Origin of the sequence: Azospirillum sp. B21 (assembly GCF_008364825.1) — a bacterium.
Taxonomy (GTDB): Bacteria; Pseudomonadota; Alphaproteobacteria; order Azospirillales; family Azospirillaceae; genus Azospirillum.
The window spans coordinates 40,730-53,236 of record NZ_VTTO01000014.1; the positions used below are offsets into that span (position 1 = coordinate 40,730).

8 protein-coding genes are annotated in these 12,507 nt (G+C 68.7%); 6 read left to right on the forward strand and 2 right to left on the reverse strand.

Annotation, left to right across the window (positions count from 1 at the left end):
- Positions 1-4: 4 nt before the first annotated feature.
- On the forward strand, positions 5-1,297 hold the full coding sequence (locus FZ983_RS25455) for a glycosyltransferase family 4 protein (protein ID WP_149226673.1): 1,293 nt from the start codon (positions 5-7) through the stop codon (positions 1,295-1,297).
- Positions 1,294-2,982, forward strand: coding sequence for a DUF2190 family protein (locus tag FZ983_RS25460; protein WP_149226676.1), 1,689 nt, complete (start codon positions 1,294-1,296; stop codon positions 2,980-2,982). Before FZ983_RS25455 ends, FZ983_RS25460 begins: the two co-directional genes overlap by 4 nt.
- A 12-nt stretch (positions 2,983-2,994) precedes the next feature.
- On the opposite strand, the gene FZ983_RS25465 is transcribed toward FZ983_RS25460, so the two are convergent.
- The gene (locus tag FZ983_RS25465; protein ID WP_149226678.1) at positions 2,995-4,167 is read right to left on the reverse strand and encodes a glycosyltransferase family 4 protein; all 1,173 of its coding nucleotides are present in this window, start codon (positions 4,165-4,167) and stop codon (positions 2,995-2,997) included.
- A 341-nt stretch (positions 4,168-4,508) separates the two neighbouring features.
- On the opposite strand from FZ983_RS25465, the gene FZ983_RS25470 reads away from it, so the two are divergent.
- From FZ983_RS25470 to FZ983_RS25480, 3 genes are all read left to right on the forward strand, one after another.
- Positions 4,509-7,238 carry a carbohydrate-binding domain-containing protein gene (locus FZ983_RS25470; RefSeq protein WP_247883973.1) on the forward strand — a complete coding sequence of 910 codons (2,730 nt, stop codon included), beginning with the start codon at positions 4,509-4,511 and terminating at the stop codon, positions 7,236-7,238.
- A 728-nt stretch (positions 7,239-7,966) separates the two neighbouring features.
- A complete protein-coding gene (locus FZ983_RS25475; RefSeq protein ID WP_149226682.1) occupies positions 7,967-8,776 on the forward strand; it encodes a response regulator transcription factor in 810 nt (269 codons plus the stop codon).
- A 59-nt stretch (positions 8,777-8,835) separates the two neighbouring features.
- A complete protein-coding gene (locus FZ983_RS25480; RefSeq protein ID WP_149226684.1) occupies positions 8,836-9,777 on the forward strand; it encodes an EamA family transporter in 942 nt (313 codons plus the stop codon).
- Between the two features lies 1 nt (position 9,778).
- On the opposite strand, the gene gcvA is transcribed toward FZ983_RS25480, so the two are convergent.
- Positions 9,779-10,684 (reverse strand): transcriptional regulator GcvA, encoded by a 906-nt coding sequence (gene gcvA, locus FZ983_RS25485; RefSeq protein WP_149226686.1) that lies wholly within the window; start codon positions 10,682-10,684, stop codon positions 9,779-9,781.
- 127 nt (positions 10,685-10,811) lie between these two features.
- Here gcvA and FZ983_RS25490 point away from each other — a divergent pair, with 127 nt between their 5' ends.
- Positions 10,812-12,470, forward strand: a complete 1,659-nt coding sequence (locus tag FZ983_RS25490) for a thiamine pyrophosphate-binding protein (RefSeq protein WP_149226688.1) — start codon at positions 10,812-10,814, stop codon at positions 12,468-12,470.
- Positions 12,471-12,507: the final 37 nt, after the last annotated feature.

Sequence of the window (12,507 nt, forward strand, 5' to 3'; positions counted from 1 at the left end):
CGCCATGAGCAGCATCGTCATCCTCTGCGACCACGCACACCCCAGCGGCGGGCTGGCCAAGGTCGCCATCGCCGGGGCGGTCGGGCTGGCGCGGCGCGGCCACCGGGTGCATTTCTTCACCGCCGTGCCGCCCGTCGACCCCGCCCTCCTGATCGACGGCATCACCGTCCATTGCCTGGAACAGCCCGACCTGAAGGGCAACGCCGACCGTGTGCAGGCGGCGCTCCGCGGCATCTGGAACCGGGAATCGGCCCGCGCGCTGGACGAGTTGCTGGCCCGCTGCCCGGCCAACGACACGGTGGTCCACATCCATGGCTGGGCCAAGGCGCTGTCGCCCAGCGTCTTTCCGGTCTGCCGCCGCTCCGGCCTGCCGGTGCTGCTGACCCTGCACGATTACTTCCCGCTCTGTCCGAACGGCGCCTTCTTCGTCTTTCCCGACGGCGTCAACTGCCCGCACCGGGCGCTGTCGGCCGGCTGCCTCGCCACCGACTGCGACGCCCGCGCCCGGCATCACAAATGGTGGCGGGCGGCCCGGCACGCGGCGGGTGCGCTGGCCGGCGGCTTCACCGGCGGCATGGCGCTGGTGACGCTCAGCGACCGCCAGCGGGCGGTGATCGCGCCGCATCTGCCCCCCGGCACCGTCACCCTGCCGATCCCCAACCCGGTGGAGGTGCCGGACGGGATCCGCGACCGCGGCCCCGCTCCCGTCGCCGACAACCGCCATGTGCTGTTCGTCGGCCGCCTGTCGCGCGAGAAGGGCGCCGCCCTGTTGGCGGAGGCGGCGGCCCAGGCCGGCATTCCGGTCCGCTTCGTCGGCGACGGCGACGAGGCCGAGGCGGTCCGCCGCCTGAACCCGGAGGCCGAATTGGCCGGCTGGCTGCCGCCCGACACCGTGCTGGAGGAGGTCCGGCGGGCGCGGGCGCTGGTGGTGCCGTCGCTGTGGTACGAGACCTTCGGGCTGGCGGCCTACGAGGCGCTGGCCAACGGCGTTCCCGCGATCGTCAGCGACAATTGCGCGGCGGCGGAGGCGGTGCGGACCGGCGAGAACGGCTTCCTGTTCCGCAGCGGCGACGTCGCCGACCTCGCCCGTTCCCTGCGCCTGCTCTCCCACCGCGGCGAGGTGGAGCGGATGGGTCGCATCGCCCATGCCGGCTATTGGCGGGCGCCCTTCACGCTGGACCGCCATCTCGACCGGCTGGAGGAGGTCTACCGCGCCGCCCTCAGCGGCGGACTGGCGGCAATGGCCCGGCTCGACACCAGACCGCCGCCGGGCGCGGCGCGGGCCTGCGCACCATGACGCCCCCTCCCCCATTTGTCCCCCCCATCGGCAGGCGCATCGGCAGGCGCCTGCTGCTGGCCGCGGCGCTGGCCTTTCCCGCTGCCGCACAGACCGCCGCACAGGCAGCACAGGACAAACCGTTGCGCCCCCGGCCCGAACCGTCGCCGTCAACCGGTCCCGCCCTGTCCATCCGCGACCGCGGCGCCATCGGCGACGGTCGCAGCCATCCGCTGTCCGAACGCTACAAGAGCCTGGAGGCGGCGCGGCGCGTCCATCCGCATGTCCGCTCGCTCGACCAGGAATGCGACTGGGCCGCCCTGCAGGGCGCCGTGCTGGAGCTGTCGCGGTCGGGCCATGGCGGGACGGTGTTGGTGCCGCCCGGCCATTACCGGCTGGACGGCGAGATCGTTCTGCCCAACCTCGACCGCTATGACGAGGCCTTCAACGAGGTGGAGATCGTCGGCGCCGGCATGCGCGCCTCGCTGCTGTCCTGGCCGGAGGATCTCGGCCCCGGCCGCTTCGGCATCCGCGCGGGCAGCCGTTTGGCGGCACGCGATGACGACGGCTACCAGCGCAGCCGCATCGCCCATCTCAGCCTGCAGGGACCGAAGCCCGGCAACAAACCGGGCGACCCACCGCCGGACATGGGCGGGGTGGCCCTGACCTCCCGCTTCGTGCTGGACCGGGTCGGGGTGTTCGGCTTCCGCGCCGGGGTGGATGTCTGGCGCGACCATTCCTCGCTGATCTCCTGCCAGCTGACCAAGAACCACATCGGCGCCTATTGGTCGGCGGGAACGGAGAGCTTCGGCGATCATCTGTTCCTCGACACCGACCTCGCCGGCAACGCGCTGGCCTCCATCGCCGTGGCGCCGGAGAACGGCATCGACCATTCCAGCTTCATCTCCTGCCATTTCGGCTTCTCGCCCTACGGCATACTGGCGGAGGACGGCCCTCCCAAGCGCACCTTCCTGTCGAACAACAAGTTCCTGGACTGCGCCTTCGAGGCCTGCGGCAACGGCTGGATCCATGGACCGGCGGCGGAGATGTACGGCAACAGCCTGATCGGCTGCAGCGGTTCGCTCCTGCCCCGATACCGGCTGGCGAAACAGCCGACGCCCGGACTGATCGTGGTGCGTTCGCTGGAGCGCAACCAGTTCACCGGCGGCACCGCCAGCTTTGGCGACGGCACCAACGACCGCGCCGCCGACATCGGAACCGCGGCCATCGTCGCCGCCAGCGCAGTCGGCAACCGGTTCGACGATGCCGACCGCCTGATCCGCCTCGGTCGCGACGGGCTCGCCCCCGCCTTGTCGGTCTCCGGCACCTGCCGCGCCAACCGGTTCGTGGCGATGGAGTGTACCGGCGAGTTCCGCAAGGTCGGCACCGGCGGGGTCGATGCCGGCAATCTGGTGCAGCGCGACTACGACCGCGTCCGCCGTCTGGAGCCGGACCGCCCGGCCGACGGCGTCGCCCTCACCTCCGCATCTGCCGGGGGCGTCGTCCCCATCGCCACCACCGGCACCGCCCCGGTCGGCAAGACACGCGGCGCCATCCGCATGGGAACTGTCCTACGCCCCGCCGGCGCCATGCCGCACCGGGTCGACCCGGGCCCCGGCCCCGCCGCCGCGGTGGGCATTGCCGTGGCGGACGCACCGGCGGGCAGCGACAGCGTGATGGTCGATCTGCGGCTGGAGATCAGGTGAAGCCAGCCCCCCTCAAGACGCCGACCTGACCAGCGTCCCGCTCACTCCGATACCACTGGCCAGCGGCCCCATCGCCTCCAGAAGGTCCACATACTGCCCTGCCGTCACCGGCCAATCGTGGCGTTCGGCGATGCGGCGGCCGGCTTCGCCCATGCGGCGGCGCTCCTCCGGATCGGCGGCCAGACGGCGCATCGCCCCCACCAGTGCGTCATGCGCATCCGGGTCGTCCAGCACGACGGCCGCCCCGTCCTCCAGCAGCCAGCTGGCGCCGGCAAGCCGCGTGGTGATGACCGGCAGGCCGCTCGCCGCCGCCTCCAGCAGGACCAGCCCGAAGGGCTCGTAGCGGGTCGGGAAGACGAACAGGTCGGCCGCCCGCATCAGCACCGCCACGTCGCGCCGGTGGCCGAGAAAGCGCACGCGCTCCTCCACCCCCAGTGACTGCGCAAGCGCCGGAAAGGGGCCGCCGCGTTCGTCCCCCACCACCGCCAGCGACAGGTCCGGTACCTCGGCCAGGGCGCGCAGGATGCCATCCAGATTCTTGCGGTCGCTGCGGGCGTCGCCGACGAACAGCGCCACCGGACGGCCGGGCGGCAGGCCGAACACGGCCGGATCGGGCGTGCCGGGGCGGAATTCCGCGACGTCGACGCCGTTGTCGATCACCGCCAGCCGGGCCGGGTCGATGCCGTCCCGGCGCAGCTCCTCCGCCACCGTGCGCGACACCGCCACCAGCCGGCCGGCGCGGCGGAAGCTCCAGCGCTCTAACCCGACATTCAGCAAGGTATAGAGCGCCCGGTACAGCGACAGCGGCGACAGGTCCTTGCGCACGGGATGGGTGGGCGAGCGCATCCAGGCCGAATGGACGAAATGAACGGCGTTGACGTCCGACCGCGCCCAGCTGACGAAGCCGTTCACCACCACCCGGTCGATCCCCGCCCGCCTTGCCCGCGCCAGCGCGCGGCTCGCCCGCCAGGCAAAGAGCTGGTCCTTGGCCAGCTGCGTCGGCACCCCGCCGCCATCGACCGGCACCCAGCGCAGGCTGGGATGGCGCGCCAGTTCGTCGGCCACTTCCGTCGCGATGGCGACCACCTCGTGCCCGCGGCGCAGAAGCTCCTCCACGACGACGGCATTCACCCGGCCCTGCCCGTCATGGCGGACGATCTTCTGCGTGACCACGGCAATGCGCATCGCGCTTCCCCTGCTCGGCTGTATCGACGGTATCGGCGGCGGTTCAGCCCCGAGTGGACCACGGAGCCGCCGCGCACACCAAACAAACGAAAGAGACCGACTGCGCTCAACAGGCGTAAGTCTGCCGTTGTCGATCCAAGTCTTTCAACACCCGAAGAAATCAGCCAGACCAAATCGATATTTACGGAAGAGTCAAAGATGAGTCAAAGACATGTCCCATCTTTGACTCTCCAAGTTGTCGCGACGACCTGTCAAGACTCCCGAACGAACAGGGTAATCCAATCGATCTAATTACCCCGACCTTGCGGTTTCTTAATCTTTCGTTAATGGGAGTCGTGCCGATGGCGATCACCGGGTCCAATCTCATCGATGTCACCTTCGCGATCGACGCTTGGGGGCAAGAAGCCGGTGGCGTCTGGCCGCATCTGGCGCTGAAGCTGGACGGCGCGACCATCGGACAGGCGACGGTGAGCAGCGCCAGCGCCGGGCGCTACACCATCAGTGCCAAGGTCGCTGCCGGCACCGCGCACAACCTGCAGCTCGTCTACGACAATGACGGGATGGTGGGCGGCGCCGACCGCAACCTGTTCGTCCGCGCCATCTCCGTGAACGGCACCCCGATCGCCATGACCGACCCGTCGGTGACCTACGACAAGGGTGCCATCGACGGTCGCGACGTGGTGAAGGGCCAGGAAGCGATGTACTGGGGCGGCGCGCTGAACGTCCCGCTGCCGGCGACCCTGTTCCCGGCGCCGGACGCGGTCACCGCCGAGCCGGCCGCGACCAAGGCCTTCAGCGTCGTCGTCAACGCCTGGGGCAAGAGCGCCGGCGGCGTGCCGCCGCACTTCAAGCTGCTGGCCGACGGCAAGGTGGTGGGCGAGGCGAAGGTGTCCGCTACCGCGCAGACCGCCTACAAGTTCACGGTCGACCTCGACCCGGCGCTGGCGCACAAGATCCAGGTCCAGTACGACAACGACGCCGTCGTCAATGGCCAGGACCGCAGCCTCTATGTCGGCTCCGTCGTGGTGAACGGCCACAGCGTCTCATCCACCGCCGCCGGGGTCACCTATGACCGCGGCGCGCTGGACGGCAAGGACGTCATCGCCGGCCAGCAGGGGCTGTGGTGGAACGGCACGCTGAGCGTCCCCGTCACCAAGGCGATGCTGGGCGGCAGCTCGACCACCGCCCCCGCCGCGCCGGCCCCCTCCCCGACGCTGCCGAAGAGCGAGCACACCGCCAGCGCCGGGGTCAGCAGCGACCGTCCGCCGCTGAAGTCGGACGTGTCCGCCATCTCCTGGGGTGCGGACCGCGGGCTGGCGCCGCAGCACCTGTTCTGGGAATCGGTGCCGGACTATGCCAGCTCCACCCACCTGAAGGAGACGCGCGACGTCGCCGCCGACCATCTGGCCGACGGTGTGATGCCGCTGATCGGCCTGCAGCTGTGGGAGGACACCTTCGAATATTCGCAGACCGGCGGCGAGTTCGCCAATCTCGGCGGACACAAGGCCTGGGTCTCCTGGGTCAAGGCGCACCAGCAATATCTGGGGCGCGATGCCGACGGCAATATCCTCAATTCCGACAGCGGCAACCCCTATGGCTGGGGCTATGTCAGCCCGCTGATGCCGCTGGACGCCAAGGACGCGCCGGCCGGCTGGACCGGCGGCACCGCCCATTACGGCGACTGGATGGCAGACAAGCTGGGCCGCCTGTCCGCCTTGACCGGCACCCGCGGCTATGAGCTTGCCGACTTCTTCGACGGCAGCCCGCATTCCGGCGTGATGGACTTCTTCAACACGCGGATGATCGCCGAATTCAGCGCCAAGACCGGCATCAAGGTCTCCGGCACCACCCTGGCGCAGCAGGCCGACTACATCGTCGCCAACCATCCCACCAAGTGGCTGGACTATTTCGTCGACGGCTGGGCCGACAGCTGGAAGGCGCTGGACGAGGCCATCGTCAAGAACACCGGCAAGGCGGCATGGCTGACCACGCAGGTGTCCTTCACCCCGGCGGCGATGCGCGAATTCGCGGGCGTCGACGCGCGGGTGATCGCCGAGAAGATGAACGAGGACGACATCCTGTTCAACGTGCAGACGCTCGAGCGCTTCACGATGCAGCACAAGCAGGCGCCGGCCTCCTACGAGCAGGCGATGCTGGGCATCCACGCCGCCCGCGCGCCGGACGCCCATTTCGGCCATATGATGTCCTCGTCGGAGGATGATTACTGGGGCGCCGTCGACAGCCTCTACACCGGCGTCACCGGCACTGCGCGCGAGGAGCTGGGCTGGGGCCGCCTGGAACAGACTTGGCTGCAGAGCGGCTGGACGATGATCGCCGACGACCAGGGCGGCGTGCGCCGCGCGGCGGAGCAGTGGTCGCGCAGCTATCACGATTGGGGCGAGGTGAAGCAGCCCTGGCTGGACATGCTGCGCGACATCGTGCCGACCCGCCCCTTCGGTCCGGCGCTCTATTACAGCGTCAATGCCGAAAAGGCGATGAACGCGCTGGAGCCGGCCGGCAACTCCATCGGCAACGCCTATCTGGGCGAGCTGCTGACGCCGATCACCAAGCTGCACGATGCCGGCGTGACCTTCGGCTATTACGTCAGCGACGCCGCCCTGCCGGCGATGACCAAGGCCAGCGCGCCCAGCGCCTGGATCATCCCGCAGGCGACCTACAACGGCAAGAACCTGTTCAGCGATGCCGAGATCGCCGCGCTGAAGGCCAAGGCCCCGGTGCTGATCGGCGACGAGGCGCTGACCTACAAGCACCCGCTGACCTTCACCGACAAGGACCCGGATGCCCAGATCACCGGCTACGGCTTCTACGACCAGAAGGACCGGCTGATCGTGGTCGCGTCCGACCGGGTGGATTTCAACGACACCGCGGCGCGCAAGTCGGTGGCGACCCATGTGGAACTGCAGCTGGCCAACGGCCACTACACAGTCCAGGACCTGATCCACAACACCACCCAGAGCTTCGACGTGGTGAACGGCATGGGCAGCTTCGACACCACCATCGACCGCTGGGACACCGGCGTCTACGCCATCACCCAGGAAATGGTGGCATAAGAGGGCGGCGTAAGCCGGAACCGGAAGGTCGGGATGGGGACGGTGGCCCGCTTCGGCGGGGCTCCGTCCCCGCCTTTTTTCCGATCCCTGAATTTTCCGGCTGGCGGCGGCTGTTTAAGAGTCTATATTATCTTCGCAGATGGGCGGTAATGGAACGGCCTTCGAAGTCGCAGTTTCTAATTGAAATTGCTTTTTAAAAATGTTTCTCATGCAGTAAAGACGTGTTCTTTCAGACAGTTCGTCTACACCCCCTCTCCACAAGTCGTCATCCACTGGCGCTCCACGCGATTTAACGGGGTTATCACTTCCCATATCCGGTGCAAGAAAGCCCAATTACTGTTCGCCTTTCAGGGCCGGGCTTCTCCTGCCGGGATGAAACTCTCTCCCTCTGAACCTAGAAGCCTTCCAAAAGTGCTGAAGACAATGCCGTGAGTGCCGGATCATAGTTTGATCCAAATTCGATCGGACGAACACGCACCCACCGATACAACGTGCATCGTCCATCGATTTCGCATATCGCGCCGGTTCAGCGCGGCGGCAGTCGACGGAGCAATCGCAACGGCTTCGAACGGGGAGCCGAAGGCAAATCGCCGGACAGAGAAACCGGCAGCCTATATCGCCGCGCCGCCCTTGCCGCCCTACCGTTCAGCGTCCGGGGGAGGAGCCCTTGCGGTCCGGCCGCGCGATGATGCTGCCCGCCATATCGTCCATTCCTGGGGGAGACGGACATGCCCGATCGCATTCGTGTGATTGTCCATAATCAAAGCCGATTGCTGCGTGAATCCATCCTGAACATCCTGGATGATTGCTTTGAGGTCATCGATCCGCAAAGCCGGCTCGCCACGGGGCTGTCCCCGAAGGCGGCATGGAACGGGCGGGCGAATGGGGCGGGCGACCGTTATGCCGCCGGCTTTTCCGCCGGAGGGGCGGTTGTCACGCTGGAACCGCCGGCCGGCAACGGCGACACCGAGCGGGCCAGCGAACGGACTGCGGATATCGTGCTGTTCGATCTCGCCTCGCTGAAGACCGACGCCTGGAACTTCCGGAGTTGGTACGGCGAGGACGCCAAGCTGGCGATGATCGCGGACGAGTTCTCGGCCCACCACATGCGGATGGCGCTGCGTTTCGGCGTGCGCGGCTATCTCCTGAACCGGATGGCGCCGGCCGCCTTCGTCCTGGCCCTGCGCCTGATCCATGCCGGCGAACCGGTGGTGCCGGAGGAATGCTTCGACTATTTCTCGCCCACGGCACTCCGCCGCGGAGGTGAGGATGGGTCGGCGGCCCAGCATGAGTCCGAACTTCTGGGCTATCCCGGCCTTTACCCGCGCCATGCACGCATCCTGAAGCTGATCATGGACGGATGCAGCAACAAGGAAATCGCGCGCGAAATGCTGATGACCGAGGATCTGGTCAAGCTGCACGTGCGCCACATCATGCAGACCATCAACGTCCGCAACCGCACCCAGGCCGCCCTTTGGGCCGCCCAGAGCGGCATCATCCAGGAGATGGAGTATTTCCTGGAGCGGACCGTACCGTAAGATCCGCTCCTTCGAAGCGTATCCTTGCGGGTTGGGGGCGCGTCGGCTATGCACCCTGCATGAGCGCCGACGCCTTTCCCGAATCCATCCGCCCCCATGCCTCCCCGCCCTCGGTATCCGAGGTGCGCCGTGCCACCGGCATCGGTGCCATCGCCATCCTGCTGTGGTCGACGGCGGCACTGCTGACCTCGCTGTCCAGCGCGATGCCCCCGCTGCAACTGGTGGCGGTCACTTTCGGGCTGGCCTTCCTGACCGGCAGCACCATCGCGGCGGTGCGCGGACGCAGCGTGCTGGGCGCGATGCGCCAGCCGCTGCCGGTCTGGCTGGTCGGGGTCGGCGGTCTGTTCGGCTACCACGCCTGCCTGTTCCTGGCCTTCCACCTCGCGCCGACGTCGGCGGTCGAGGTCAATCTGCTGAATTACCTCTGGCCGCTGTGCATCGTGCTGTTCTCCGCCCTGTTGCCTGGAGAAAGGCTGAAGCCCGGCCACGTCGCAGGCGCGCTGTGCGGGCTGGCCGGCACGGCGCTGATCGTGTCGGGGCGCGGCGGCGGCCTGCACCTGGATGGCGGCAATCTGGCCGCATACGGCGCTGCCCTGGCGGCGGCGCTGATCTGGGGCGCCTATTCGGTGCTGTCGCGCCGCTTCGGCTCCGTCCCGACCGAAGCGGTGAGCGGCTTCTGTCTCGTCACCGCTCTGCTGGGCCTGACCGGGCACCTGCTGTTCGAGGAGGCGACCGTCTGGCCGCAGGAGATGCTGGGCTGGTTCGCCCTGCTGGCGCTCGGCATCGGCCCGGACGGGCTGGCCTTCTTCGTGTGGGACCACGGGATGAAGCGCGGCGACATCCGGGCGCTGGGCGTGCTGTCCTACGCCGTGCCGCCGGCCTCCACCCTGCTGCTGATCCTGTTCGGTCAGGCGAGCGGCGGCTGGACCGTCTGGGCCGCCTGCGCGCTGATCGCCGGCGGGGCGGTTATGGCCAGCTGGGACATGATCCGCGGCAAGTGACCTACTTCGCCGGCCGGTCCCCCCGCGCCTCCGCCAGCAGCCATTGGCGGAAGGCGGCAAAGGGCGGGTGGTTGGCCTTGCCGCGGGGGTGGACGAGGTAATAGGCCCGCGCGCTGCGGTGGGGCCGGTCGATGGCCGGGACCAGGGTGCCGTCCTCAAGCTCGGCGCGGACCAGCAGGGTCGGCAGCAATGCCACGCCCAGCCCGGCCTCCGCCGCCTGGGCGGTCGTGGCGAATTGTTCGAACACCATGCCGGCTCCGGGACGGGGCGCAAGGCCCTGGGCAGACAGCCACTCGTTCCAGGCGGCGGAGCGGGTGCTGGTGTGCAGCAGCGGCAGCGACAGCAGGTCGGCCGGCTCCGTGACCGGATGCGCCTTGAGGAAGGCGGGGGAGCAGACCGGCAGCACCTCCTCGTCCAGCAGATGGTCGCAGACGGCATCGGGCCAGTCGCCGAATCCGTAATGGATGGCGGCGTCCAGGTCGTGCAGACGGAAGTCGAAGGGCGCCAGCTTGGTGGTGAAGTGGATCGTCACCTGCGGGTGCGCCGCCTGGAAGGCCGGCAGCCGCGGCACCAGCCAGCGCGTACCGAAGGTCGGCAGGATGGCGAGGTTCAGAACGCCGCCCTTGGGCGCCGCGATGGTCCGCACGGTGGCCGCCGCGATCTGGCGCAGCGCGTCGCGGATCGGATCCGCATAGAGCGCGCCGGTCGGGGTCAGGCTCACCCGCTGGCCCTTGCGGGTGAACAGCGCGGTGCCGATCTGGTCCTCCAGCGCCTTGACCTGCCGGCTGACCGCTCCCTGCGTCAGCGACAGTTCCGCCGCCGCCGCGGTGAAGCTGCCGGTGCGGGCCGCCGCCTCGAAGGCGGTCAGCATGCTCATGGAGGGGAGGAGGCGGCGCTGCAGATCCATGACCGCTTCATTACCAAAGCTCATGACCGCAGGAAAGAAAGTCGTTTGCGCTCTGGCGTGCGGCACGGCACGGTCGGTATCCTGGAGATCCAGAATACTCCCACAGGCAGGGCGGGGCGGCATCGCGATGAAGACCGGTGGTCAGTTGATCGTCGAAGCGCTGGAGGCGCAGGGCGTGCGGAGGGTGTTCGGCGTGCCGGGCGAGAGCTATCTCGCCGTGCTGGATGCCCTGCACGACAGCCCGATCGAAATGGTCGTCTGCCGCCACGAGGGCGGCGCGGCGATGATGGCGGAGGCGCAGGCCAAGCTGACCGGCCGTCCCGGCGTCTGCCTCGTCACCCGCGGTCCCGGCGCCACCAACGCCGCCTCCGGCATCCATGTCGCCCAGCAGGACGAAACCCCGCTGGTCGTGCTGGTCGGCCAGATCGAGCGCGGCATGCGCGGCCGCGACGCCTTTCAGGAGGTCGATTACGGCAAGCTGTTCGGCGGCATGTGCAAGTGGGTCGCCGAGATCGACAGCGCCGACCGCGTGCCGGAGATGATCTCCCGCGCCTTCCACACCGCGATGACCGGTCGGCCCGGCCCGGTGGTGCTGGCCCTGCCGGAAGACACGCTGACCGAGACCGCCGATGTCGCGGCGGCCCCGCGGGCGGAGCCGGTCGACAGCGCCCCCACCCCCGCCCAACTCACGGCCTTCGCCGACCTGTTGGACAAGGCGGAAAAGCCGCTTCTGGTCGTCGGCGGCTCACGCTGGACGGAGGAATCGGTCGCGGCGCTGCAAGTCTTCGCAGAGAAGCTGTCGCTGCCGGTGGCGGTCACCTTCCGCCGCCAGATGCTGTTCGACCATTGCCACCCCCTCTATGCCGGCGACATCGGGCTGGGCATCAACCCGAAGCTGGCGGCGCTGGTCAGGGACAGCGACCTGCTGATTCTGCTGGGCGACCGCTTCTCCGAGGTGCCGTCGCAAGCTTACGAACTGTTGGGCATCCCCGATCCGGGCAAGACGGTGGTCCACATCCACCCGGGTGCCGAGGAAATCGGCCGCGTCTATCGCCCGACCCTCGGCATGGTCGCCACGCCGGCTGCCTTCCTTGAGGCGACGGCCGGCGTGCCCGTGACGGCCAAGCCCGGCTGGACCGCCCGCGCCGAAGCGGCGCACGCCGCCTACGAGGCATGGAGCACTCCGCCCGAGGCCATTCCCGGCGACGTACAGATGGGCCGCATCATGGTCTGGCTGGACGAGCGGCTTGAGCATGACGCCGTCTTCACCAACGGCGCCGGCAACTACGCCACGTGGATCCACCGCTTCCACCGCTTCCGCCGGTTCGGCACGCAGGTGGCGCCCGCCTGCGGCTCGATGGGCTACGGTCTGCCGGCCGCCATCGCCGCCAAGCTGCAGCACCGCACCCGCGACGTGCTGTGCTTCGCCGGCGACGGCTGCTTCCAGATGACCGGGCTGGAGTTCGGCACCGCCGTGCAGGAAGGCGCCGCCGTCATCGTGCTGCTGGTCGACAACGGCATGTACGGCACCATCCGCATGCACCAGGAGCGCGAATATCCCGGCCGCGTGTCCGGCACCATGCTGAAGAATCCGGATTTCGCCGCCTTCGCCCGCGCCTATGGCGGCCATGGTGAGACGGTGGAGACCACCGACCAGTTCGCCCCGGCCTTCGAACGCGCCCGCGCGTCGGGCCTGCCGGCGATCATCCACATCAAGCTCGACCCCGAAGCCCTGACCCCGACCCGGACGCTTTCCGAGATCCGTGCGGCGGGCAAGGGTAAGTGATTTAACTCTCCCCGCCCCTTTATCCCCTCTCCCCCCC